The organism is Nocardia fodinahabitans, from assembly GCF_052983615.1.
In genome coordinates this window covers 5,595,950-5,621,531 of sequence record NZ_JBRJJC010000001.1, presented here as the reverse complement: position 1 = coordinate 5,621,531, position 25,582 = coordinate 5,595,950, and the positions used below count along the sequence as shown (strand labels likewise).

22 protein-coding genes are annotated in these 25,582 nt (G+C 67.6%); 10 read left to right on the top strand and 12 right to left on the bottom strand.

All coding sequences use genetic code 11. The features are described 5' to 3' along the window. Positions 1–18 precede the first annotated feature (18 nt). On the bottom strand, positions 19–3,246 hold the full coding sequence (locus NV348_RS26425; RefSeq protein WP_447149257.1) for an AfsR/SARP family transcriptional regulator: 3,228 nt from the start codon (positions 3,244–3,246) through the stop codon (positions 19–21). A gap of 110 nt (positions 3,247–3,356) precedes the next feature. Between NV348_RS26425 and NV348_RS26420 the strand changes: the two genes are divergently transcribed. The 3 genes from NV348_RS26420 to NV348_RS26410 all read left to right on the top strand — a co-directional run bounded on the left by NV348_RS26420 (position 3,357) and on the right by NV348_RS26410 (position 5,777). Beyond that, complete coding sequence (locus NV348_RS26420; RefSeq protein WP_447149256.1) at positions 3,357–4,253, top strand: alpha/beta fold hydrolase; 897 nt, start codon at positions 3,357–3,359, stop codon at positions 4,251–4,253. Next, positions 4,253–4,834 (top strand): NADPH-dependent FMN reductase, encoded by a 582-nt coding sequence (locus NV348_RS26415; protein WP_447149255.1) that lies wholly within the window; start codon positions 4,253–4,255, stop codon positions 4,832–4,834. The genes NV348_RS26420 and NV348_RS26415 overlap by 1 nt, the downstream gene beginning before the upstream one ends. A 76-nt stretch (positions 4,835–4,910) precedes the next feature. Next, positions 4,911–5,777 (top strand): alpha/beta fold hydrolase, encoded by an 867-nt coding sequence (locus tag NV348_RS26410; RefSeq protein WP_447149254.1) that lies wholly within the window; start codon positions 4,911–4,913, stop codon positions 5,775–5,777. 42 nt (positions 5,778–5,819) lie between these two features. On the opposite strand, the gene NV348_RS26405 is transcribed toward NV348_RS26410, so the two are convergent. Continuing rightward, positions 5,820–7,046, bottom strand: coding sequence for a serine hydrolase domain-containing protein (locus tag NV348_RS26405; RefSeq protein ID WP_447149253.1), 1,227 nt, complete (start codon positions 7,044–7,046; stop codon positions 5,820–5,822). Between the two features lie 674 nt (positions 7,047–7,720). Here NV348_RS26405 and NV348_RS26400 point away from each other — a divergent pair. Beyond that, positions 7,721–8,074 (top strand): MerR family transcriptional regulator, encoded by a 354-nt coding sequence (locus NV348_RS26400; RefSeq protein ID WP_447149252.1) that lies wholly within the window; start codon positions 7,721–7,723, stop codon positions 8,072–8,074. Between the two features lie 31 nt (positions 8,075–8,105). Here NV348_RS26400 and NV348_RS26395 read toward each other — a convergent pair whose 3' ends face one another. The 6 genes from NV348_RS26395 to ehuB form a co-directional block, all read right to left on the bottom strand. Next, positions 8,106–8,690 (bottom strand): copper resistance CopC family protein, encoded by a 585-nt coding sequence (locus NV348_RS26395; RefSeq protein WP_447149251.1) that lies wholly within the window; start codon positions 8,688–8,690, stop codon positions 8,106–8,108. An 84-nt stretch (positions 8,691–8,774) separates the two neighbouring features. After that, a complete protein-coding gene (locus NV348_RS26390; protein ID WP_447149250.1) occupies positions 8,775–9,257 on the bottom strand; it encodes a nitroreductase family deazaflavin-dependent oxidoreductase in 483 nt (160 codons plus the stop codon). A 32-nt stretch (positions 9,258–9,289) separates the two neighbouring features. Next, a complete protein-coding gene (gene ehuA, locus NV348_RS26385; protein WP_447151144.1) occupies positions 9,290–10,054 on the bottom strand; it encodes an ectoine/hydroxyectoine ABC transporter ATP-binding protein EhuA in 765 nt (254 codons plus the stop codon). Positions 10,055–10,058: 4 nt separating this feature from the next. Beyond that, positions 10,059–10,736: an ectoine/hydroxyectoine ABC transporter permease subunit EhuD gene (gene ehuD / locus NV348_RS26380; protein WP_447149249.1), complete on the bottom strand. Its 678-nt coding sequence runs from the start codon at positions 10,734–10,736 to the stop codon at positions 10,059–10,061. Beyond that, on the bottom strand, positions 10,736–11,464 hold the full coding sequence (locus tag NV348_RS26375; RefSeq protein ID WP_447149248.1) for an amino acid ABC transporter permease: 729 nt from the start codon (positions 11,462–11,464) through the stop codon (positions 10,736–10,738). The genes ehuD and NV348_RS26375 overlap by 1 nt, the downstream gene beginning before the upstream one ends. 3 nt (positions 11,465–11,467) lie before the next feature. Beyond that, positions 11,468–12,355, bottom strand: coding sequence for an ectoine/hydroxyectoine ABC transporter substrate-binding protein EhuB (gene ehuB, locus NV348_RS26370; protein WP_447149247.1), 888 nt, complete (start codon positions 12,353–12,355; stop codon positions 11,468–11,470). 375 nt (positions 12,356–12,730) lie between these two features. Between ehuB and NV348_RS26365 the strand changes: the two genes are divergently transcribed. The 3 genes from NV348_RS26365 to NV348_RS26355 all read left to right on the top strand — a co-directional run bounded on the left by NV348_RS26365 (position 12,731) and on the right by NV348_RS26355 (position 15,339). Next, positions 12,731–13,441, top strand: a complete 711-nt coding sequence (locus NV348_RS26365) for a response regulator transcription factor (protein ID WP_447149246.1) — start codon at positions 12,731–12,733, stop codon at positions 13,439–13,441. Between the two features lie 52 nt (positions 13,442–13,493). After that, the gene (locus tag NV348_RS26360; protein ID WP_447149245.1) at positions 13,494–14,816 is read left to right on the top strand and encodes a sensor histidine kinase; all 1,323 of its coding nucleotides are present in this window, start codon (positions 13,494–13,496) and stop codon (positions 14,814–14,816) included. A 304-nt stretch (positions 14,817–15,120) separates the two neighbouring features. Continuing rightward, positions 15,121–15,339, top strand: a complete 219-nt coding sequence (locus NV348_RS26355) for a hypothetical protein (RefSeq protein WP_447149244.1) — start codon at positions 15,121–15,123, stop codon at positions 15,337–15,339. 54 nt (positions 15,340–15,393) lie between these two features. On the opposite strand, the gene NV348_RS26350 is transcribed toward NV348_RS26355, so the two are convergent. The 4 genes from NV348_RS26350 to NV348_RS26335 form a co-directional block, all read right to left on the bottom strand. Continuing rightward, positions 15,394–16,065, bottom strand: a complete 672-nt coding sequence (locus tag NV348_RS26350; RefSeq protein WP_447149243.1) for an MspA family porin — start codon at positions 16,063–16,065, stop codon at positions 15,394–15,396. Between the two features lie 38 nt (positions 16,066–16,103). Beyond that, positions 16,104–16,769: an MspA family porin gene (locus NV348_RS26345; protein WP_447149242.1), complete on the bottom strand. Its 666-nt coding sequence runs from the start codon at positions 16,767–16,769 to the stop codon at positions 16,104–16,106. 486 nt (positions 16,770–17,255) lie between these two features. Then, positions 17,256–17,573, bottom strand: a complete 318-nt coding sequence (locus NV348_RS26340) for a hypothetical protein (protein ID WP_447149241.1) — start codon at positions 17,571–17,573, stop codon at positions 17,256–17,258. Then, the gene (locus NV348_RS26335; RefSeq protein WP_447149240.1) at positions 17,570–17,767 is read right to left on the bottom strand and encodes a hypothetical protein; all 198 of its coding nucleotides are present in this window, start codon (positions 17,765–17,767) and stop codon (positions 17,570–17,572) included. Before NV348_RS26335 ends, NV348_RS26340 begins: the two co-directional genes overlap by 4 nt. A gap of 313 nt (positions 17,768–18,080) precedes the next feature. On the opposite strand from NV348_RS26335, the gene NV348_RS26330 reads away from it, so the two are divergent. Genes NV348_RS26330 through NV348_RS26320 form a run of 3 tightly spaced genes read left to right on the top strand, consistent with a single transcriptional unit; the run spans position 18,081 to position 25,569 of the window. Then, positions 18,081–18,701, top strand: coding sequence for a hypothetical protein (locus NV348_RS26330; RefSeq protein ID WP_447149239.1), 621 nt, complete (start codon positions 18,081–18,083; stop codon positions 18,699–18,701). After that, positions 18,701–20,572, top strand: a complete 1,872-nt coding sequence (locus tag NV348_RS26325; protein ID WP_447149238.1) for an SPFH domain-containing protein — start codon at positions 18,701–18,703, stop codon at positions 20,570–20,572. Before NV348_RS26330 ends, NV348_RS26325 begins: the two co-directional genes overlap by 1 nt. Beyond that, positions 20,569–25,569, top strand: a complete 5,001-nt coding sequence (locus NV348_RS26320; protein ID WP_447149237.1) for a DNA repair ATPase — start codon at positions 20,569–20,571, stop codon at positions 25,567–25,569. The genes NV348_RS26325 and NV348_RS26320 overlap by 4 nt, the downstream gene beginning before the upstream one ends. Positions 25,570–25,582: the final 13 nt, after the last annotated feature.

Genomic DNA, 25,582 nt, shown 5'->3' with positions numbered 1-25,582 from the left:
GGCCCGGCGGCAGTGGCATCACACCACAGCGACCGCGTCGAGGAGTTCGCGGGCCGCGGTGGCGGTCAGGGCGAGTCCGGCGGTGTGGGCGGTGGTGAACGCGGTGGCGCCGAGTCCGGTGCGGATCACGGCGGTGGCGCGGTCGATATCGGGTTCTTCGGCGGGCAGCAGGGGCATGCCGGTGCTGGTTCGCAGGGCTTGCGCGGCGCCGAGCAGACGTGCGGCGGTGTCGAATTCGCCGAGGGCGGCGGTGGCGGCGGCCGCGCCACCCAGGGCGAACGCGGCATCGCGGGGGGCGTCCATGCGCTGGGAGCCGTCGAAGGCGCGCAGATGTTCGGTCAGGCCCGCGGCGGGTTCGCCGCGCAGTTCCAGCAGATAGCCCAGTTCGACCTGGAGCATCGGCACGAACAGCGGGATCTCGTCCTCGCCGGCCGGGTCGGTGGCGGCATCGGCGAGCAGTGCGCGCAGCAGCCGCTCCGCCTCGTCGGGACGGCCGTCCCGGCGCGCGGTGAAGGCCAGCACGATCGAGGCGAACAACCGGCCCGCGCCGTCGCCCTGTTCGGCCGCGAGCACCATGGCCTGCTCGGCGAAGTCGCGGGCCGCGTCGAACTCGGTGTGCTGCATGGCGATCCAGCCGAGCCAGCACAGATGCGACGCGGCCTGCCCCCACAGCTCCAGCTCCCTGGCCAGCACCAGGGCTTCGCGATGGATCTCGGCGGCACCGGCCAGATCGCCGGTCAGCTCGGCCAACCCACCGAGCCATTCCGCGGCTTGTAGCCTGCCCCACCGATCGCCGAGCTCGGCGAACAACCGAGCGCCTTCGTTCGCGTAGCGGGCCAGGGCCGTCACGTCGGCCCGGCTGTGCGCGGATTTGGCCAAGGCCACCTGGATGGTCGCGACACTCCAGCGGTCGCCGAGGGCCCGGGACTCCGAAAGTAGCTCGCGCACCGAGGTTTCCAGGTCCTGGTCGGCACCCGCGTCCAGCGCCGAGATCAGCAAAACGACCTCGGCCCGCACCCGGACGGCCGGGTCGTCGAGTTCGGCGAGCCCCGCCGACACCTGCGCGCGGCGCGCGCTCGCCTCGGTGAAATCACCCTGCTGGAAGGCGGCGGTGAGCTGCCACGCCGCCACCGGTGCGCGGCGGCGCGCGGTGCCGCCCAGCGCGAGCGCCGCGTCGAACCAGCGGCGGGCCAGGCCGAGGCGCCCGCGCAGCAGCCAATACCACGCCAGCGCGTCGGTGAGCCCCAGCGCCGCGTCGGCGTCACCCTCGCGCAGCGAATCATCGAGCACCATCCGCAGATTCGCGTCTTCGCTGTCGAGCTGACACAACCATCGTTGCTGGTCGGCGCCGTAGAGTTCGGGCGCGGCGCGCTCGGCCAGCGCACGGTAGTACGTGTGGTGCGCCCGCCGCACCGCGGCGTCCTCCCCCGCCTCGGCCAGCCGGTCCAGGCTGAACGCGGCCACCGATTCGAGCAGCCGATATCGTCGCCCGCTCTGCTGGACCAGGGATCGGTCGACCAGCCGCGCGATCACATCGGCGACCATGGCGGGCGCGACCGGCGCCGCGTCGCCGCCGACCTCGGCGGCGCACACGGATTCGGCCGCTTCGAGGGTGCAACCGCCCGCGTGGACGGCCAAGCGGCGCAGCACGACTCGCTCGTCCTCGTCGAGCAGTCCCCAGCTCCAATCGATCATCGCCGCGAGGGTCTGCTGGCGCGGCGGCGCACCACGATGCCCGGTGGCCAGCAGCCGGAACCGGTCGTCGAGCCGGGCCACCATCTCGTGCACGCCGAGCGCACGGACCCTGGTCGCGGCCAGCTCCAGTGCCAGCGGGATGCCGTCGAGCCTGCGGCACAGGATGGCGACCGCGTCGGCGTTCGCCGCGTCGAGCGCGAATTCCCTGGCGCCCGCCTGCGCGCGAGTCACGAAGAGCCGCACCGCGTTCGATTCGGCGATCGCGGTCACATCGCTGCCCGGCGGCGGCACGGTGAGCGGTTCGACGGTGACGACGTCTTCGCCGGCCAGGCGCAGCTGTTCGCGGCTGGTCGCGAGGATGCGCAGCTCCGGGGACGCGCCGAGCAGGGCCTCGGTGAGGTCGGCCACCTGCTCGACGATGTGCTCGCAGTTGTCGAGCACCAGCAGGAGTTCCTGCTCGGCCAGCGCCTCGCCCAGCGCCGTCGCCGAGCCCGCACCATCCTCCAGGCGGACGCCGATGACCTGCGCCACGGTATCGGCGATGCGGTCGGCGTCGGTGGTGGCCGAGGCCAGCGGCGCGAGCTCGACGAGCCAGGTGCCGTGCGGATAGCGGTCGGCGCGGCCTGCCGCGGTCGCCGTGGCGAGGCGGGTCTTGCCGACACCGCCCGGACCGATCAGCGTGACCAGGCGCGAGTCGTCGACCGCCCGGCTCAGGGCGTCGAGATCGGCGGTCCGGCCGATCAATTCGGTGCGGGACGCGGGGATGTTCGTCGTACGCCTGCGGACGACGGCCCGCGGGCGGGTGACCACCAGGCCGGGGTCCTGACCGAGGATCGACCGGTGCAGGTCGACCAGTTCCGGGCTCGGGTCCAGCCCCAGTTCGTCGGCCAGCTGCCTGCGCAGGTCCGCGTAGCTGTCGAGCGCGTCGGCCTGCCTGCCCGCGCCGTACAGAGCGCGCAGCTGGGCCGCGCGCAGTCGTTCCCGCAGTGGGTGTTCGGCGACGAAGCGGGTGAGTTCACCGGCCACCTCGCCGTATTCGCCCTCGGCGAGCCGGGCCTCGGCCAGTTCCTCGACCGCGACCAGGCGCAGCTCTTCCAGCTGGGCGATGGCCGAGCGGGTGAACTCCGCGTCACGGAAGTCGTCGAAAGCCGTTCCGCGCCACAGTCCCAGCGCCTCGGTGAGCGTCGCGATCCGCCGACCGGCGTCGGTGTGGGTGCGGGCTTGCGCCAGCAGCGCGCGGAACCGCAGCGCGTCGACCGAGGTGGTGGCCAGGCGGTATCCGGGCGGGGGCGACACGACCAGATCGCGGCTGCCGGGTTCGGCGTCGTCGAGCGCGCGGCGCAGCTGCGAGGCCTTGGCGGCGAGGGTGCCGGCGGGATTGCCGGGCGGGTCCTCGCCCCAGATGTCGTCGATCAACCGGTCGGCCGACACCGGCTGACCGGCGGCCAGCAGCAGATCGGCCAGCAGGGCGCGAACCTTGGTCCCGGGGACCGGCACGACGTCGCCACCGTCGGTCCACACCGTCAACGGACCGAGCACACCGAAACGCATAACCCGCACCCTATCGGGTTCCGCGCGCACCGGAATCCGACCGTAAACAAACCGGAAGGCACCGGGCGCACTGTGGTCCCAACGAGATCGACACACCACAGGAGAACGACATGAAACTCACCGCCCTCGCCCTGATCGCCGGGATCGCCGCCACCGCGCTGCTCACCGCCTGCGGTGCCGACAAGGCCGACGCGCCCACCTCGCCCGGCGCCTACGCCGAGGTCAACGGCCTGCGCATGTACTACGAGCGCCACGGCGTCGCCACCGAGCAGCCGCCGCTGGTGCTGCTGCACGGCGCGCTGTCGGGCATCGGCACCGACTTCGCCGAGCTGATCCCCGAGCTGTCGAAGACCCGCGAGGTGATCGCGATCGAACAGCAGGCGCACGGCCGCACGGCCGATATCGACCGCCCGCTGCGGACACCGCAGATGGCCGAGGACACCGTCACGCTGCTCGATCAGCTCGGCATCCGGCGGATCGACCTGCTCGGCTACAGCATGGGCGCCGGCGTCGCGCTCGACATCACGCTGCGGCACCCGGCATTGGTGCGCAAGCAGGTCCTGCTGTCGGGCGGGCTCGGCGTCGAGGCCATGCACCCCGGGCTGATGGACGGGATGGACGAGCTGAAGCCCGAGCACCTGCACGGCTCGACCTTCCACACCGACTACCTGGCGAACGCGCCGCGACCGGAGGACTTCCCCCAGCTGGTGGCCAGGGTCGTCGATCACGACGTCAACGGCATGCCGTCGGTGTCGCCGGAGGCCGCCCGCACGATCGAGGCGCCGACGCTGACCGTGATCGGCGACTCCGACATCGTCCGGCCCGAGCACGCCGTCGAGATGTTCCGGCTCTTCGGCGGCGGCATCATGGGCGACACTCCCGCCGGGCTGCCCAACGCCCAGCTCGCGATCCTGCCCGGCACCTCCCACATCACCGCGCCGCATCGCCCCGAGCTGCTGCTGCCGATGATCCCCGCCTTCCTCGACGCCCCCACCAAGGACGCCTGATGCGCGAGCCGATGCGGGTGGCGCTGATCGTCGGGTCCACCCGCACAGGCCGTTTCGGCCCGCTGGTGGCCGACTGGTTCGCCGGTCGCCTCGCCCGCCGCCCCGAGCTGAGCCTCGACCGGATCGACCTGGCCACCGCCGATCTCCCCCACCAGCTCCCCGACCTCGACGACGAACGTCCGGACCCGGTGCGCGCGTTGGGTTCCCGGCTCGCGACCGCCGACGCCTTCGTCCTCGTCACCCCCGAATACAACCGCAGCTTCCCGGCCCCGGTGAAGAACGCGATCGACTGGTTCGACACCGAATGGGCCGCCAAGCCGGTCTGCGTCGTCACCTACTGCCGCGACAGCGAAGGCGGCCACGGCGCCGCCCAGCTGCGCCAGGTCTTCGGCGAACTCAACGCCGTCCCGATCCGCCGCACCGTCACCATCACCAGGGCCTGGCAACGCTTCGCCGTCGACGGCTCCTGGCCCCGTCGCGACCCCGAACTCGACGACACCGTCGAATGCACCCTCGACCAGCTCACCTGGTGGGCCACCGCCCTGCACACCGCCCGCACCACCACCCCCTTCGTGCCGTGACGGACACCTCGGACCGATGAGTTTTCTGGGCGCACGCCGTCTGTTCTGGCGAGACGCAACCAGCAGAGGAGTCGCCATGCCACCTCCCGTCCGACCGTCGCTCGAGCAGGTGGTCGCCGTCGGCGACGTCGACCTGTGCGTGACCGCCTTCGGAGACCGGCACCTGCCCCCGGTGCTGCTGCCGTGCACGTCGCGACTGTTCTGGGAGGACGCGTTCTGCGCGCGGCTGGCCGACGCGGGCCGGTTCGTCGTGCGCTACGACATCCGCGACACCGGCCGGTCGACCGCCTACCCGACCGGTTCCCCCGGCTACAGCCTCCGCGACCTGGTCGCCGACCTCATCGGACTGCTCGATGTCTTCGACCTGCCGCGGGCCCATCTGGTGGGCTTCTCCGTGGCCGGCTGGATCTGTCAGCTCGCCGCACTCGACCACCCCGACCGGGTCTCGGCACTGACCCTGATCAACACCCGCCCGACCGCACCCGGCCCCGCCGACCCGGACCTGCCCGAACACGCGGACCGAGTCATGGCGTTCTTCACCCGGACCCCGGCCCCGGACTGGTCCGACCGGACGGCGGTGATCGACTACCGCCTCGAACAGGCACGAGTACTGGCGGGCACCCACGGATTCGACGAACCGACGGCGCGGGAGCTGGCGACCCGGATGGTCGACCGCACCACCGACGTGGCCTCCAGCGTCCTCAACCTGGCCTACGTCGAGTCAGGCGACCGCTGGCGCGAGCGCCTGGGCGATATCACCGCGCCGACCCTCGTCGTCCACGGCACCGACGACCCCTTCTTCCCCTACGGCAACGGCCTGGCCATGGCCGGGGAGATCCCGGGCGCCGAGCTACTCACCCTGGACGGCATCGGCCACGACCTCCCGGCCGCCACCTGGGACCGGCTCCGCACCGCCTTGGCAGCTCAACTTCCAGACAGCTGACCGAGCTGCGGCGACGTCGGGTGGTCGACGGATCACCTGACGTCAGACCGCCATCGGCAACTCGACCGGATCACCGGCTTCCGCGGCCGCGCCGCGCACCACCGCGGCCAGCAGCCCGAGCAGGACGAACTGATCGCGCGGCAGCAGCAGTGCCTCCGGTGCCCAGTTGTGCACGAACCCGACCGCCAGTCCCGACGCGGGATCGACCCAACCACCGGAACCGACGAAACCGATATGCCCGAACGCATTTCGCGCACCCGGCACCGGCATGGAGTGATAGCCCAGCCGCCAGCCCATCGGCAGCAGCAGGTTGCGGTCGGGCAGCACGGATTGCAGCCGCGCCATGGCGCGCACCCGCTTCCGGGAGAACAGCGGCGATTCGGTCGCGATCGCGTTGTAGACGGCGGCCAGCGAGCGAGCGGTGAACACACCGTTCGCGCCGGGCAGTTCCCCCCGCAGAATGGCCGGGTCGGCGCCGTGGGCCAGGCGGTCGATGCCCTGGGTATAGATCGCCCGCAAGAAGCCGGCGCCGGGCACCGGGGTGCGCGAAGCGAACCGGATCATCATCTCGGCCTGGGGAATTCCGAACGGAGTGGTCGATCCGTGCGTCACCGCCACGGCGGTCGGCGTGCCGGGACCGGGGGCCCCGAGGTGCAGACCGTCCACCCCCAGCGGCTCGGCCAGCTCGGTGCGGTACAGCTCGCCCATGCTCTTGCCGGTCACCGCCCTGGCGATCCCGGCGATGATGGTTCCGTACGAAATCGCGTGGTAAGCGGGAATTCCGCGGAATCGGTCCGGCGCGGCGGCGGCGAGACGTTCCTCGATCAGCCGATGGTCGGCGAGTTCGTCAGCGGTATGGGCGAAGACGCCGATTCGCGACAGCCCGGCCCGATGGCTCATCGCCTCCGCGACGGTGATCTTCGCTTTTCCGTTCACGCCGAACTCCGGCCAGTACTCCGCGACCGGCGCCCGATAGTCCACCAGCCCGCGTTCGGCCAGCACATGCAGCACCGTCGAGGTGACACCCTTCGACGTCGAGTACGACAACGCCGCGGTGTTCTCCTGCCACGGCATCGCGCCCGTGGCGTCCGCGCACCCGCCCCACACGTCGACGACCCGCCGTCCGTGCTGGTACACCGCCAGCGCACCGCCACCTCGCCCACCGTCGAACAGCCGCCCGAACCGGTCGATGGCTTCCCGGAACTGGGGTGCGGCGCTCCCGCGAATCGCGGTGGTCGGCGGCCCCGGACGAGACGATGATCCAAGCATTAGAAAACCTCACATGTCACCATTGACAGACGAATCCCGGATCACCGTCCGCAATCAGTCGGAGTGTTTACGTTACCCGAGATCAACAGGCATTTCGAGGCCAGGATGCCCCTTCGATGCCCGACCGACCAGATTCCTCTCGAACGCCGAAATCCGCCGGAAGAATTTGTCTCCGCCGACGACGTCGCCCACCACGATGCCGGCCCCTCTACCGGCCTGCCGATCCCGGATCGCTCGCACTGACGTCACCTCGACCGTGCGACACCGAGACCCGCTGGTGGAAAAAATCTGTTGTGCCGGGTGTAGACATTCTCGATACAGGGATATACAGTCGGTGTCGTTCCGGTTGAGAGATCAGATGGCCGGGCAGGTGAACTGCCCGGGACGACAGTTCGACCGTCCCCTCCGGCGGAGAAGAGAATCCGGTGCACCCGGCCGGACCGCCGGAGGGGACGAAGACCGTGAACGGCAGGCAGTACCGCAGGTAGAACCGACGATCTTGGAGGTGGTGGCCACTGAGCAGTCATTTACCAGTCCCGCATCCCGGGAGAACTCGGATGCGGTGTCTCAGATCGGCCTCCCCGGCCGGTGCAGTGAAATCAATCCCTCAGTCGTAAATCCAAGGCCCCGGCGCCCAGCGCCGGGGCCTTCCGGCGTTGAACCCGAGAGGCCTCGTGCAGCACCCGAACATCGATCCCGCCGACGGCCCCAGCGCCGCGGACAAACTCGACGACGACACCTACCCCGCCTACAGCATGGGCCGCGCCGCGGAGATCCTCGGCGTCACCCAGGCGTTCCTGCGCGGCCTCGACGCCGCGCGGCTGCTGACCCCGCAACGCTCGGCGGGTGGGCACCGCCGCTACTCGCGCTATCAACTGCGCATCGCCGCGCGCGTGCGCGAACTCGTCGATGCCGGTAACGCGCTGGAGGCGTCGTGCCGGATCGTGATCCTCGAGGATCAGCTCGCCGAGGCCCAGCTCATCAACACCGACCTGCGGCGCGAACTCGACAACCGCGGCGAGGACTGACGGCCTGAGGCCGCGACCAGTCGTCGGCGGGTCAATTACCGCTGCGCTTACCCCGGGATACACCGAGGACTACAGCGAGACCCACCCCCAACAGCAGTATCGCGCCTCCCGCGAGGATCCATACGGGCACTCCGGTGGAGTCGTCTTCGGTCTCGGCCGCCGCCGACGGTGTGTCGACCGGCGCGGCGGTATCGGTGGCACCGGCGGCCGGGGTCGCCGCAGCGGTGAGTTCGAAGCTGTAACTGCCCTGAATGGGGTGACCGTCCGCGGACACCACCCGGAACCCGACCGTGTACTGCCCCGCCGCGCCGAGAGCGCGCAGATCGGTGGAGAGATCGCTTCCGTCGGCGCGCAGGTCGCCGCCTTCGTAGTGGGTGCCGTCGGGCCCGAGCACGGTCAGCGTGGCGAAACTCGACTGAATGGCTTCGCTGAAAGTCAGGGTGACGCGTGCCGGCGCGACGTCGATACGCGCACCGTCGGCGGGGTCACTGCCGGCGAGGGCAGCGTGGGCAGCGGCGGACCCCGCGGTCAGGGCGAGAGCGGCGAAGGCAGCGGCGAACAGGGTGGCGATACGAACCAGCGAGTGGGCGCCGGAACGAACCAGGGGACGACTCATATCGGCACAGTACCGAGCCTCACTCGTGCGGGAGCTCCCCCGTCACCCTGTGATCGGCCAGGTTGAGGAGGATTCGGTGGAGGCTCACCGTTGGACGGCGTGGTCTATGCACAGGCGAACCATCGGCAAAGTGTCGACGGGCGACCCCGTGGCCTGTTCGATCGTCGCGCGTAGTTTCGTCCATGCCTCGGGGTGGGCGCGGGCATAGCGGTCCAAGGTCGCAGCGGAGTCACTCTCCGTCATCGGGGTCGCGGTCGCCGACACATCACGTCGGCGAGCGATCCACAGCCCGATCTTCGGGTCTGCCAGCACGTTGCGGTACCACTGCGCGGTGGTCCCGAAGCCGGACACGACTACGAAACAGTCAGCCGAGGGTTGGTCGACCACCTCGAGCACCACATACCGTGCGACGCCGGAACGCCGTCCGGTGTGCCGCAGCATCAACAGCCGTCGCCCCAGCAGAAAGCCGAGGCCGACGCGGTACAGCCAGATAGGTGCACGCACCAGCCATCGGGTGCGTAGCGCCCACGCGCCGAGCTTCGTCCCCAGATCCGATCCGGTCATCATGTCCTCACCGATCTACGTCTCACAGTCCGCAGTCATCTGCTATCGATGATCGCATCCAGGAACTGCCTGGTCCGTGGGCTGGCGGGGTCGGTGAAGATCTCCTCGGGCGGACCCGATTCGATGACACGACCGCCATCGAACATCAGTACCCGATCCGACACCTTGCGGGCGAAACGCATTTCGTGGGTGACGCAGAGGAAGGTGATATCGGTGTCTGCGGCGATGTCAGCGAGCAGATGCAATACGCCGGTGACGAGTTCTGGGTCCAGTGCCGAGGTCACCTCGTCGAGCAGGAGAACTTTCGGTTCCATCGCCAGTGCCCGCGCGATCGCGACCCGTTGCTGCTGACCACCCGACAATTGCGACGGCGGGGCGTCGGCCTTGCCTGCCAATCCGACCAGTTCGAGCAGCTCCCTCGCCCGCTGGTAGGCCAGATCTTTCGGGATGCCCAGACTGCGCACCGGGCCCAGCGTGATGTTGCGCAGCACCGACATGTTGGGGAACAGGTTGAATTGCTGGAACACCATGCTGATCAGGCGGCGCATCTCGCGCAGGTGCGTTTCCCCTGCCGGGATCAGTGCGTCGCCGTCGCGTTCGTGGCTGAGGTACTCACCTGCCACTTCGATCGTTCCGCTGTCGGCCTTTTCCAGGGTCATCAGCATCCGCAGGATCGTTGTCTTGCCCGAGCCCGACGGACCGATCAGCGTGACGAACTCGCCTGGTGCGACAGCGAAGTCGAGATGATCCAGGCAGACGGTGGTGCCGAAACGCTTCTCGACATCGGTGAACCGGATCATCGGTTCAGGTACTTGCGACACGCTTCTCCAGTTTTCGAATCAGCACCGAGCAGGGATAGCTCAGCGCGAGGAACGTCAGTCCGACCGCGAACCAGGCCTCGGGACCGGCTCCGCCGACGTCGGCGGCATAAACCGTCTTCACCTGATAGACCATGTCCAAGATGACGATCGCCGAGAGCAGGGGAACTTCCTTGAACATCGCGATGGTGTAGTTGCCCAGCGCTGGAACGACACGCGGCACGGCTTGAGGGATGATCACGTCGGTCCACGCCCGCCGACGGGGCAGGTTCAGCGCGACGGTCGCTTCCCACTGCGCGACCGGCACCGCGTCGATGCCCGCGCGGAACACCTCAGCCGTGTAGCAGGCGTAATGCACCCCCAAAGCAGTGACGCCGACGACCATGCGCTGAGCATCCACCGGCAGCCCACCCAGCAGTTCGGGCCGCACCACCCAGTAGAGGAAGAAGATCTGCACCAGCAATGGCGTACTGCGGACGAACTCGATGAATAACCAGACCAGCTGACTCAGCACCGGTATTCCGGATCGGCGGATCATCGCGAAGACCAAGCCCACCACGTAGGCCACCAGCGATCCGAGGATCGTGTACTCGATCGTGACCAGGAGCCCCTCCCAGATGAACGGGAAGGCATCGAAGAATCGTTGCCACCGCCACTTCTCCATCACGTCACCAGACCCGCTGGTGCGATGCGTCGACCCCACCGCACCGGCCGGCCCGCCCGGCGAGCCGCGATCTGTTCCAGCACCCGCATCAACACGGTGATGACGAGCGCGATCAGCAAATACGCCACCAGCTCGATCAGGTAGATCAGGCCCAGCTCGCGGGAGAACGCGGGCACCGCTCGCAACTCGTCCGCCTTCTTGAAGATCTCGGGCACGGCGATGAAACTCAGCAGCGCGGTGCCCTTCAGCAACTGGATGAACAGGTTGTTGAAGGAAGGCAGCATTTCCACGACCGCCTGGGGCAGCACGATCCGCCACAGGCGCTGCCGCGGTGACAGATTCACCGCGATGGCGGCCTCCACCTGTCCCGCCGGCACGGACCGGATCGCACCGCGAACGATCTCGGCACCGTAGGCGCCGTGGTTGAGGCCCAGCACGATGATGCCGATCACCAACAACCCGCGATCAGTCGCGCCCAGTGATACCCCCAGAAAGATCGGAAGAGCGACCGCGAAGAAGAACAGCTGAACCACCTCGGAGCTACCCCGCAGCGACTCGACGTATATCCGCGCCAGTACACGTGGCAGGCGGTGCGGCGACAACAATGCGATGCCGGCGACCGACGACAGCACGATTGTCAGCGCGATTCCACCGACGGTGGCCCACACGGTGAACGGCAGTCCGTCCAGAACCCGTTCGACGTAGGTCGGGAAGTTGTCCGAAACCACGGGTCAGGCGGTGCAATACTGCTCGGTGGTCGAGGTAGGGTCTGGCTCGTTCGCCGCGGTGAGGCCGAACGGTTCCACCAGCTTCAGCCACTCGCCGCTCTCGTGCAGCGCGCGCAACTCGCGGTTGAAATCCTCCCGGAACTCCGTGTCGTCGAGCCGGAAGTTGAACGTGCCTACCGCGGGCTTGTCCCCGAACTGGAACGACGGTGCGGTCGCCAGTCTCGCCTCGGGATTCTGCCGAACCAGCCACGCACTGGTGACATCGAGCAAGGCTGCGCCGTAGACGTCGCCCGCCTCGACCGCTCGCAGAATATCGTCCTGCTTCGCCATGGGCTCGATCAGCCCGCTCGGCACACCGGCGGACTCGGCGTACCCGTTCTCCACCGCGCCACCCAAGGTCGCGATTCGGACGTTCTCGCGGGTGATGTCTTCGAAGCGATTGATCGCGCGCGGATTGCCCTCCGGCACCAGGAAGGCCGACCCGACCTGGTAGTCGGGAATGGCGAACGCCGAACTCTCGCATCGCTTCGGGTTGATGAACATCCCCGCGGCGACGAATCCGTAGTTCTTGGCGCGTACTCCGTCGATGAGCCCGTCGAAGTCGGTGACGACGCCTTCGATCTTGTCGATTCCGAGTTTACCGAGCACCGCGCGCGCCACTGTCGGGGCGTAGCCGGTGAGTTCGCCATCGGGACCGAGGTAAGCCCACGGTGCTTCGTTGGCGAAACCGACCTTGATCGATCCGGAAGCCTTCGCCTCGGCATAGGTCACCGCCGCGGGTTCGCCGTCATCGCCGAGGCCGCAGCCGGCGGTGGCCAGTGCCAATGCCGCCGCGACAACCGTCGCGCCCCAGCGGAAACGACGGCCCGATTTCCGCACACCGATTCGCAAGATCCGACCACCCTGTTCGTTCCTGGTCGACTGCCGACCGAGTCCGGACAGAGTCGCTGGCCGATATTGAGATCCTCCGAATGGCTGTTTTGCGATCGTGTGACGATCGAACGATCTGACGTCGGCACGCCGTACCGGGCATGGCACGCCACCGAACTTCACGCCCGTCACCCGCCGACCGGGGAGGTCGGGACCATCTCCGTTTGCCATCGGCACCGCCTTGCGGCATCTTTTGCGGTAGGTGCGCCGGGAAGTCTGGTCGGCAACCCGGCTCGAGCCTCTCGAACCGGGAATTTCGCTGACGACTGGTACCAACCACTCGATGTTCGACGATCTCAGATCGCGCGAGGTACATCGATCTCAGGAGGATCCCCGATGACCATGCACCTGTTGATCGTCGAGGACGACACCCGAGTCCGCACATCTCTTCGGTTGGCGATGGAAGACGAAGGCTATTCGGTCGGTGAAGCCGAAGGGACCGAAGCGGCCCTGGACGCCGTGCGCACGCACGGCGTACCCGATGTGATGCTGGTCGATCTGATGCTGGGCGGGTTGGACGGATACACCTGTATCCGCGAGATCCGCCGCGATCACGACGTACCGATCATCGTGGTCAGCGCGCGCGACGACACCCACGACGTCGTCGCTGCCTTGGAGTCCGGCGCCGACGACTTCGTCACCAAGCCGTTCGAAGTCAAAGAACTCACCGCACGGATCCGTGCGCTGCGCAGGCGGGCGAGAGCCACGGTGGTCGAACGCGAAGTCACCGAACTCGTCCTCGACGCATCGCCGGAGCATCGACTGGTGCTCTGTCCGGAACGTGGATCGCTGCGGCTCTCGGGCGAGGAAGTGCACCTCACGCTCACCGAGTTCCGCTTGTTGTGCGAGCTCGCCCAGAACGACAGCCTGGTCCTGACCAGGCAGATGCTGCTCGACAAGATCTGGGACCGCGGCTACTTCGGTGACGAACGCATCGTCGACGTGCACGTGCGACGGCTGCGGACCAAAGTCGAACGAGACCCCGCCGATCCGAGCCTGATCGTGACGGTGCGCGGCCTGGGCTATCGCCTCGATGTCCAATCCTGACCACGTTCGGCATCGGCTGCTCACTCGGCTTCGCGGACTACGCGGGCGGGTCATGGTTGCCTTCATCCTCAGCGCGAGCCTGGTCACCCTCGTACTCGTCGTATCGGTCTACGCGATCAGCGCCGACTACATGCAATCGCAGCGCGAACGCACCGTCGATCGCGCTGTCGGCGTCCACGCGGAGCTGCTGCGGTGGCGACTCGACGACCCACACGTCACCGGTGAGCAGGCGTTGGCGGGGCTGAATCTGTCGACCGGAACCATCGCGATGTTGCGGTGGGATTCGCGCTGGTCGATCGTCGACGCCGATGATGGCCTCCCGGTGGTGCCGCCACCGGTGTTCGACACCGACCAGGGCGGCAGCGCGGCGGTGCGGGTGACGATCAGCGGCCAGCCCTATCTCCGGGCATCAGCGGCGATCGACGGCCGCGGTGATGCCATCCTCTACGAGTTCGCCCCCCTGCTCGAACTCGAGTCGACTCTGCGGATGCTGCGCACCATTCTCGTCGCCTGCACGGTGGTTGCCCTCGGTATCGGTGCTGCGCTGGGCGGTTGGGCCGCGCACCACGCGTTGAGTCCACTGCGTCAGGTGGCCAGGACCGCCTCGCGGATCGCGTCCGGGGAGCACGAGCTGCGCCTGGCTCCCTCCGACGACCAGGATCTGTCGACCACCGTCGATTCGTTCAATGCCATGGTCGATTCACTGCAACGCAGGATCGAGCGCGAACGCCGCCTCGTCTCCGACCTCAGCCACGAACTCCGGACCCCGCTGACGACCCTCACGACCGCTGCCACCGTGCTGGCTGGGCATCGTGACGAACTCTCCGAACGTCCCAGAACCGCGCTCGGCCTGCTCGTCGAGGAAACCACTTACCTGCGAGGACTCCTCGACGACATGCTCGCGCTGGCCCGCGCAGAGGCCGGAATTCACCGATCGGACCTCGCTCCCCTGTCGGTATCCGAGCTGATGACCCAAATCATGTCGGTCCATGCCGTCGTACCCGACGTGCTCCGAACACCTGATCCCGGGATGGTTCGCGCCAGACGCCTCGAGCTCGAGCGTGCGATCGTGAACCTCCTGGTCAACGCCGACCGCCATGGCGGCGGCGTCACCCGCGTGACGGTCGACCGCGAAGGCGCCGACATCCTGATCACCGTCGACGACGCGGGCCCAGGTGTTCCCCCAGCCGACCGCGAACGGATCTTCGGCCGGTTCGTCACCGCATCGCGAAATACCGCAGGCACCGGCATCGGGCTCGCTTTGGTCGCCGAAACCGTCATCGGACATCGCGGGCACATCTGCTGTGACGAACGGCCCGGCGGTGGCGCACGCTTCATCATGACGTTGCCCGCACTTGATCACGTTTCGTCATGAGATCGCAAAGTAACCGATCGAGCGGCTGCAACAGGACACTGCCACCCTCTGTGCGTGTCGCATGCCCAGCACCGCAGAGTGTGTCGCGCCGCGACGCGTCACCGCCCGGCCAGGACACGATGAGGGTCACGTCCGCCGGTCAGGAAGGACGCAGCGAGGGCACTGCGCACATCGCGATCATCGGGACCGAGTCGTCGTCCGAACGGTCGGTTCCGGAGGAGGACGTGCCGCCGCGTCGTCTCGACAGTGTTGTCGAGCGCTCGGCGACCGACACATCGACCGCGTCGCACAGCGCTCGGTCCCGGTGATCGCTTCGCAGGACGCCGATCCCCACGGCGCACGGATGGTCCGCATCCGACTGCGGTTTCCGCAGGGCGGCGTCGCACTCGACTACCGGACTACCGCCGCCATCGCGGAGCGGGTAGCGGCCGAACTCGGTCGCTACGGAATCCTCGTGACTGTCGACGGCAACGTCACGGCCGCACTGCGTGATCTGCCGACCGACGACATATGGTCGGCCTGACGCGCAACGACCACGGGCCCGGCGCTGGTGCGCCGGGCCCGTGGTAGGGCAATCTCAGCCGATGCTGAACGGCTGCCCCCAGAGGGTGACCACCGAATTCACGTTCTCGGTCGACACTTTCACCTTGACGAAGGCCCGCGCCTGCGCGTAGCCGGCGCAGCCGCTCAGACCGATGGTCGAGTCGGCCCACGTCACCGAGCCACTCGTGCCACTGAACTTGATCCGCTTCTGGTGGCTCTCACTGCCGAATGCGTCGGCTTCCTCGAGATCGAGCAGGTAGAACGAGGTCGCCTGGCCGGGACCCAGCGTCAGATCCGCACCGCTCTTGGCACCGACACTGACCTTCTCCCCGTCCCAGCTGCTCGCGCCGTCGACGCCGCCGCTGGCCGCGCCGCCGTCGATATTGACCTGGCACCCGACGACGTAACCCGGGTAGATCTTGCCGCCCTTGGCGTTGGGGCCCGAGAGCTCCACCTGTGCGCTGCCCGAAACCCAGGTGTTGCGGTGCACGGGAGTCGCGCCCATCGAAGGGCTGATCATCGCGGATTCGCCGACGAGGCGAACGGTGACGACGGTGCCGTCGGACAGCGTTTTGACGATCTCACCACCGGGCAGCGGCACGAAGGTATCGGCATCGGCGGCGCCGGCCGACAGCAGCCCGAGCGTCAGCGCCGCAGCTCCGACTACTCCGGCCGCGGTGCGGGTCGGCTTCATGCGGTCGATCATGTTATTCATCCTCGGATCGATTCTGGGTGTCTGCCGGGTCAGCCGATGCTGAACGGCGCGCCGTACAGGCTGGTCTTGGAGTAGTGGTCGCCGATGATTTCCACGACCGTGTAGGCGCGGGCCTGCGCATACCCGGCGCACCCCTGGATTTCGAGCTCGACATCCTGGTACTCGAGTGAGTAGACACCGGCCTTCTTGATGTCCTTGGCGTCGATCTGGACGAACTTGACCTCGCCGGGCCCCAACTTCAGACCGGCCGAACCGCCGACTTTGAAGCCGGACATGTCGATTCCGCCCGAGATGCCGGCTTTGATCGCGTCGTCACCGATGGACACCTGACAGCCGACGATGTAGCCGGTGTTGACCTGCGAGGCGCCATGGGTCGAGGAGTTGTTCGAGCCGGGACGGTTGGAGGGACCGTTGCTCGGGCCGGGGTCGCCTTGCGGCGTGGTGGTGACATCGGCGGTGACATTGCCGGAGACCCAGGCGACTCGCCCGGCGCCGTTGGCGGCCATCGACGGCGAGATCACGGCGTGTTCGCCGGTGCGCGTCAGCGTGACCCCGGGGCCGGTGCGCTGTCCGTCGGGCAGTGGAACGAACGCGTCGGCACCGGCAGTCCCGGCAACCATGGCGCCTGCTGCGAGTGCCGCGACGCAGGTACCGGCGGCACGCATGCCGACACCGTGGATACGGTTGATTCTCATTCTTCCCCTCATCAGGTTCGAGCACATGCCCCGACGGCGGCCACTGGTCGACCTGTTCGGGGCTCCGCAGAGCTTGCCGCTGACGCGTGGCGCGCATTGAACCGTGCCGCAGCGCCGTGATGAAGGTCCAGAAACGGGAGGTTGGACGGCCTTTTTCAGTGACGTAACAACGCCTGTAACACATTCGTCATACTCGATCGGGGTTCCGAGGAGAGGCGAATCGAGCGTCTGCCTGCACGGTGGTCTGGACTTGCGCCGGCACCTGAGTCCGGTGACCTACCTCGCTTGCGACGCCGCCCGACTCACCGCCGAATGTCAATTTGCGGCAGATGATCAGGTCGATCCCAGCTCACATGAAGCCGTCCAGGCCAGCAGCTAGCGCGTGTGCGAGCGCCAGCGCGTTGGATTCCAGGTCCGACTCCTGATGTGGTGTCGCGTTGTCCCGGTATGTCTTGTTCAGCACGACATGCAGTGTCGCGTTACCGACTAAGAAGTCGACTGTGTGGCGGCGCGCGGATCGACACTGTCGGCCGGGTGTTGTCTGCCGTCCTCGGTGTACGCGCTGTAACAGGTCAGCACCTCGGCGGATTCTTGCTCAGGACGCTCGCTACGAAACTCGATCTTCGGGTCGTAGAGGGTGCCGGCAAATCTCGACACCGTGTCCTTGCCGACGGTCTGAACCTGCACACAGTCAGCGGGCGGACTATTGAAGGGCGCTGCCGCATTCTCCGGCGTCGCTGTTCCACAACCCACTACGATCAGGCAGCCCGACGGTGCCACGACCAGCGTGCGCAACCAGGTCACAGCGCGGCCCGCCGGACAAGATCACGATCACCGCTGGTTTCTGCCTTCTCCCTGCCGGATTCGTACTGTGCGAGGCCGGCCGCCGTCGAGTTCACACTCCTTGTCGCGTTGGTGTAGGCCGTCGTGCAGTACCCGCCCAGATCATTGAGGTAGCCGGCGATCATTGAAATGAGTGAGTTGTTCGAGCGCATCATGTAGCCAGCCTGTCGTAGTGGCCCTGGACCGCTACTATCGCGGGCCCCGACGACCTGTCGCCCGTCGGCACGACGTATATCGAATCTTGGACGATCTGCATCGAACCCGCGAGCCGGCTCGGCCCGCAGCGATCTTGCAGGCGCCCCGCTGTCGAAACGGTTGCGCAACAGGCGATTTTACGGCATCCTTACGGGCAGGTGAGCCGGGAAGTCTGGTCGGCATCTCGAATTCGTTCGGGATTCGTTCGACGTGGGGAGACTTCTGTGCATAGTTTATGTTCGGCGCCTTTGTCGGTGACGGCTTTGCCGTCGCGTGAGTGAGTTCCTTACCGCGATCCTGACCTTTCCCACCGCGCTGTTCACGTTTGCGCTGCTCGTTGTCGTGGGCTTCTGGCTGCTTGTGCTCAGCGGCGGCGTCGAACAGGACCTGCTCGACGGCACGGAATCCAGTTCCGTCGTCGGCGCTTCGGATGCACTCGGGCTCAATGGTGTGTCCGTGCCGATCGCGGTGACGGGTGTTGTCACGGTGTCGTGGTTCACCAGTCTGATCGGGATGGTGCTCGTCGGGGCACTCGGGGTGTCCGGGGTGCCGTCGATTCTGGCTGGGTTCGTGGTCCTGATCGGCTCGGTCATCGCCGCCGTCGCGGCGACCCGGATCGTGGTGATACCACTACGGCGCTTCTTCGGCGCCGGCATTGAGCAGTCGCGACACGACTTCGTCGGCCGGGTGTGCGTGGTGCGCACCGGCCGCGTCGATACCGAGTTCGGCCAGGCCGAACTGACTTCCACCGACGGATCGTCGGCAATCATCCAGGTCCGGCAGAGCGCCACGCATGCCGCGATCACTCCCCTGACGCAAGGGGATTCCGCCGTCGTCTTCGACTACGACCCGGCCACCGAGATCTTCTGGGTGGCCGCATGGGAGGGGAACTGATGTCCACCATCGCTATCGGGATCGGGGTACTGCTCGCGGTACTGCTGATCGCCGGACTTGCCGGGCTGTTGCTGGTGAGCCGGCTGTTCAAGAAGGTCAGCCAGGGGCGTGCGCTGATCATTTCGAAGATGCGCAGAGTCGATGTCACCTTCACCGGCGCGGTCGTGCTGCCGGTACTGCACAAGGCCGAGATCATGGACATCTCGGTCAAGACCATCGAGATCGCCCGGGTCGGGCGCGACGGGTTGATCTGCCGCGACAATATCCGCGCCGACATCAGGATCACCTTCTTCGTGCGGGTCAACAAGACCGTGGAGGACGTGATCAAGGTGGCGCAGGCGATCGGCACCGCCAGGGCCAGCGACCAGGCCACCCTGCAGGAGTTGTTCAGCGCCAAATTCTCCGAGGCGCTCAAGACCGTCGGCAAGCATCTGGACTTCACCGACCTCTACACCCATCGCAACGAGTTTCGCGACCGCATCATGGCGGTCATCGGCACCGATCTCAACGGCTACAGCCTCGAAGACGCCGCCATCGACTACCTCGAGCAGACCCCGCTGATCCAGCTCGACAGCCAGAACATCCTCGACGCCCAGGGCATTCGCAAGATCACCGAGCTCACCGCGATCGAGCACGTGCGCACCAACGAATTCCGCCGCCACGAGGAGAAGGAGATCACCCGCCAGAACGTGGAAGCACGCGAAGCCGTCCTCGAACTCGAACGTCAGCAGGCCGACGCCGAGAACCGGCAGCGCCGGGAGGTCGAAACGCTGCGGGCCAGAGAAGAAGCCGAGATCTTGCGCGTGCAGGCCGAGGAACGGCTCAAGGCGCAGACCGCGGCGATGCGCACCGAGGAAGCCCTCGGTGTCCAGGCCCAGAACAAGGACCGGGAGATCGCTGTCGCGGAGAAGAACCGCGAGCGGGTGATCGCGATCGAGTCCGAGCGTATCGAGAAGGACCGCCAGCTCGAGGTGGCCGGCCGGGATCGGGCGGTCTCGCTCGCCCACATGGCCAACGAGCGCGAGCTCGAAACCGAACGCCGCACTGTCGCCGAGGTGGTACGCGAGCGGATCGCTGTCGACAAAACCGTCGCCGAGCAGGAAGAGCAGATCAACCGGCTGCGCGCGGTGGAGGCCGCCGAACGAGACCGCCAGGCCATCGTCATCCGGGCCGAAGCCGACGCCCAAGAACACCTGGTCAAAGACATCAAGGCCGCAGAAGCCGCCGAGGCGGCGGCGAAGTTCCGCGCCAAGGAGTCGATGACACTGGCCGAGGCAGAGGTCGCCGCCGCGGAACTGCAGGCCAAGGCCAAGATCCGGCTCGCCGAGGCCACCCAGGCCGAAGCCGCGGCACCGGGCCTGGGCCAGGCGCAGGTGCGGGAGCGCGAGGCCGAGGCGATCGAGAAGGTCGGACTCGCCGAAGCCGCGGTGCTGCGCGAGATGAATCTCGCCGAAGCGGACGGGCTGCGCGACAAGCTCAAGGGCGAGGCCGAAGGCCTGCACGAGAAAGCCGCGGCCATGGCCGTTCTCGACGACGCAACCCGCGAGCACGAAGAGTTCCGGCTCCGCCTGCAAATGCAGAAGGACGTGGAACTGGCGACCGTACAGGCACATCGCGACGTCGCCCAGGCGCAAGCCGACGTGCTGGCCACCGGCCTGCAGCAGGCCAAGATCGACATCGTCGGCGGGGAGTCGATGTTCCTGGATCGGCTCGTCGGCTCGATCGGTCTCGGCAAGGGCCTGGACCGGCTCCTGCACTCCGACACCGGAACCGCGGCCTCGGCCGTGGTCGGCTCGTTGCTGGCACGCAACGGCTCGAGCCCGGACAAGGGCGACCAGGCCGTGGCGCACGACCTGCTGCTGGACAAGTGAGCGCGCCGCACACGCGGCACCGGGACTCGGTAGGCGCCACCCTCGACGGTGGCACCTACGAGGTGCTGCGCACTCGCCTGCACGAGCAAGCCGACGCGTTGGCCCAGCGCTGCGAAGACCTCAACGCTCGCCGGATCGACAGTTTCGGCGGTATCGAACTGTCGCTGGCCGGAACCGAACACATCCGCACCGAACACAACTGTGTACCCCGCGACATCGTCGCGGTCGGTGACGGACGGATGCTGTTCGGCTACAACGGCATCCCCGGTCTGAAGCCGCACACCGAGATCGGCGACGTCTTCGCCGCCCACCGCCTCCACCGCGACGGCACCGACATCGGCTTCACCGCCGCCGAACCGCCGGGCCTGCTCGACGACCCACGGTTCCAGCGCGACTTCGCCGAGCTCTACCGGTACTACACCCACGCTCGCCTGCTCCAGCTGCGCACCGTGGAAGGGCGCGTGCTGGCCGTTTTCCAGACCGGACAGCGCGTCGACGACATCAAGGTCCTGCGGTGGGGCATCGACGCGACCGGTGCCGTGGAATACCTGGACGGCCGCGGCGAGCGCGACCACGTGTTTCCGCCGGCCTACGAGTTCGACTGGGTCGAGACCACCCGTGACGACCAGGTGGCGGGGGCTCACCCGCACCTGTCGATCCTGGGCAAGGTGTTCGTGGAAACCCTCGGCGGCACGCTCACGGTGAAGGTGGACAACAACACCGAGACCGGAGCCGGGATCTACACCGAACCGGTCGACGAACCGCTGCAGAGCCTGGCCGACGCCGACGTCCACTACGCCCGGATCGGCGCGCTGATCCTGCTGCGCATCCGCCCCTACAACGAAACAGCCTGGCGGCATCTGGTCTTCAACACCAGGACCCGCACCGTGGTTCGTCTCGACGGGATCGGGCTGTCGTGTCGCCTGCTGCCCGAGGAGCACGGGATCGTCTTCCCCGGCGGCTACTACCTCGAGACCGGAATCCACAAGACCTTCGACGCCGCCGTCGACGATCTGGAGTACGAACGCACGGTGCGCGCCGCCAACGGCGAAGACGTGCTCTACGTCTTCCACGCGCGCGCCGATGGCCGCACCTTGCTGCTGCCCTACAACATCATTCGCAAACAGATCACCACGGCGATCACCTGCCACGGATACTCGCTGTTCGACGACGGCACGATGGTGGTGTTCCGCGCGCTCACCGACGAACCGACCCGGGTCCACACCATGCAGGTGTGGCAGACACCGTTCGTCTCCGACACCCACGAGGCCGCCCGCACCGCCGGCAGTGGGCCGCTGGCCAGGATCGGTAACGCCGAACTGGTGCGCGGCCTGTCGGATTGTCTGTCGGTGACGCGCATCGTCGCCGACATGGCACCCACCGCAACGGTATTCGAAGCGATCATCGCAGCCTGCGATCGAACTACCGATCACCACCATTGGCTCGCCGACGACGAGCTCGGCGGGCTCGCCACGGCGCTGACCGCACTACGCGGCACCGCCGAACAAGTCATCGAAGAATTCGAAAAGGTCAGCGCCAGAACAGCACAGGCCGACGCCGACGTTGCGGCGGCCGCCGAGCAGATCGCCACGCTGGTGCGCACCGCGGGCGGGCACACCAGCGCACAGGGCTGGGTCGAGGAACTCACCGCGTTGCATCGCGCGGCCGGCCGGATCGAGACCCTGCGCGAGATGCGCTACGCCGACACCAGCAGGCTCGACGACCTGGCGGCGACCGTGGCGTCGACGCTCGACACCGCCGGGCGCGGCTGCGTCGAGTTCCTCGCCGAGCCGCACGCGTTCGACGACTATCTGCACGCCATCGACGACACCGTCGGGCGCACGCTGACCGTCGACACCGTCGCCGAGGCCGCACCGATCCGAAGCTGGTTGAGCGAACAGACCGACGCTCTGCAGACCGTCGTGGAGGTCGTGACCGGACTCGACGTGGGTGATGCGACCCTGCGCATCGGGATCCTCGAGCGCGTCGCCACCGTACTGGCCGCCGCCAACCGAGCCAGGGCCAGCCTCGAAGCCCACCTCACCGACCTGGCCGCGGCCGAAGGACGCGCCGAATTCGCCGCCGAGCACGCACTGCTCGGCCAAGCCGTCACCAACGCGCTCGCCGTGTCCGACACACCACAAGCGTGCGACGACCAGGTAGCGAAATTGCTGCTGACCGTCGAGCGCCTCGAGTCCCGTTTCGGTGCGTTCGACGACTTCGCCGAACGGATCGCCGGCAGCCGGGACGATATCTACGAGGCGTTCGCCACCCGCAAACAGACCCTGCTCGACGAACGTTCACAGCGGGCACGCCGGCTGCTCGATTCCGCGCGGCGCACGCTGTCGAGCGTTGCACGCCGAAGCCAGGCGTTGACCTCCGCAGAGGAGGTCAACGCCTACTTCGCCACCGATCCGATGGTGGCCCGGCTCCGCGCGACGATCACCGAGCTGCGCACCGCAGGCGAGGTGGTTGCTGCCGAGGAACTCGGCGGCCGGATCACCGTGGTGCGCCAAGAGGCGACTCGCGTCCTGCGTGACCGCCAGGACCTGTATGCCGATGGCGGGGCAACGATCCGGCTGGGCAGGCATCGGTTCGCGGTCACCACTGCGGCTCTCGAGCTCGCCGTGGTTCCGCACGAGGGTTCGCTGGTCTTCACGATCAGCGGCACCGACTACCGGGCTCCGGTGCCCGACAGCGCATTCGGCGCCGACACCGCCGCGCTCTGGTCACAACTGCTGGTCTCGGAGTCGCCGGGGATGTACCGCGGCGAGTATCTGGCGATCTCGATTCTGACCGACGCCCGAGCCCGCGCCGGGATCGAGGACCTCCACGATGCCGCCGCCGCGGGCAAACTCGACAATCTCGTGCGGGACGTGGCGCGACAGCGCTACGACGAGGGCTATCAGCTCGGGGTGCACGACCACGACGCCACAGCGATCCTGACGGCCCTGCTCGACATGTACCCCGCTGCGGGACTGCTCCGCTATCGCCCGGCCGACCGGGCGATAGCGCAGATGTGGTGGCAATTCGGTGCCCACGGCTGGCAGCCCCACGACGAGCAGACCCGCCTGCGGTGGAGCGCCCGGATCCGCTCGACCGACCGGGCGGCGACCCTGTTCTCCGATCCTTCCGCCCGGGTGCGGGTGATCGAGGAACTCACCGGGGCCATCACAGGATTCGCCAGCCGCCTCGGGGACACCGATGCCGAGCCGCGGCTGGCCGCTACCTACCTGTTCCATGAGATCGCTACCGAACCAGCAGGTTTCGTCACCGCTGCCACGGCGAGGACGTTCCTCACCGCGTTCGGCCGTCGGCTCGAGGCCGCGCAGTCCAGCGCCTTCGACGAGTTCCGTCGTGACGTGGACAGCCTCGGCGCCGACTTGCCGCAGCGGTATCACCTGATCAACACCTGGTTGGCGGCGTTCGCCGAAAAATGTTGTGACGATGAACAGCTCGACCTGCTGCCCGAAGCCGTGGCGATCGAAGTGTGTGGCGCCGAACTATCCCGCTACGAGTGCGCTGCCGATCTTTCGGTGACCGTCGACGGTCTGCTCGGCGAACATCCCCGCATCGCCGGGCGCTCCTTGCCGGTCCGGCTGGACGAGCTCACCACGCGTGGCTATCAGTTCAGCACCGACACGATGCCGGCGTTCCGTACCCACGTCCGCCGACGCAACGAACTCCTGGCGGCCGAGCGTGAGCGGTTACGCCTGGACGACTACAAGCCCGCCGTGATGAGCGGTTTCGTCCGCAACCGGCTGCTCGACGAGGTCTACTTGCCGTTGATCGGTGACAATCTGGCCCGCCAGCTCGGCACGCCGGAGGACACCGGCACTGCGGTGCAGTCCGGACTGCTGCTGCTGATCTCACCGCCGGGCTACGGAAAGACGACCTTGATGGAGTACGTCGCCTCCCGGCTCGGACTGATCTTCGTCAAGGTCGACGGACCGGCACTCGGTGCCGATGTGCGCTCCCTCGATCCGGCCGCGGCACCGAACGCCACCGCTCGCCAGGAAGTCGAGAAGCTCAATTTCGCGCTGGCACTGGGCAACAACGTGCTGCTCTACCTCGACGATATCCAGCACACCTCGCCGGAACTGCTGCAGAAGTTCATTTCACTGTGCGACGCGCAACGCCGCATCGACGGCGTATGGGAGGGCCGGTCACGCACCTACGATCTGCGCGGCAAGCGGTTCGCGGTATGCATGGCCGGCAACCCCTACACCGAGCAGGGCAAACGATTCCGGATCCCGGACATGCTCGCCAACCGCGCCGACGTCTGGAACCTCGGCGATGTCGTGTCCGGCCGCGACGAGGTGTTCGCGCTCAGCTATGTCGAGAACGCCCTCACTGCTAACCCCGTACTCGCGCCCTTGTCCTCGCGGGAACGCAGCGATCTCGAACTGCTGTTGCGGATCGCCCAGGGCGAGGACACCGCCCACACCGACCAGCTCATCCACCCGTATGCCCCAGCCGAACTGGCCGATATCGTCTCGGTGCTGCGCAAGCTCCTCCACGTCCGCGATGTCGTGATGTCCGTCAATCGGGCCTACATCGCCTCGGCGGCCACGACCGACGCCTCGCGCACCGAGCCACCGTTCCGGTTGCAGGGCTCCTATCGCGACATGAACGGACTCACCGCCCGTCTCCTCCCGATCCTCGACGAGGAGGAACTCGAGTCCCTCATCGATGACCACTACCGCGGCGAAGCACAAACCCTGGCCGCCGACGCGGAAGCCAACCTGCTCAAACTCGCGGAGCTCCGCGGGCGGCTCACCCCAGCGCTGGCGGCTCGGTGGGCCGAGGTCACCACCGCGTATCTGCGCGACCGAGCCCTGGGCGGCGGCACCGACGACCCACTGGCCCGCGCCGTGGGCGGCCTCGGCTTGCTGGCCGATCGTCTCGGCGCCGTCGAGAAAGCTATTCGCGGTCTCGAGGACGGCTCGCCCACCGGAAATCATGCGGCCAGGACGCTCCCGGGGCAACGTCGATGAACCCACCGCGAAC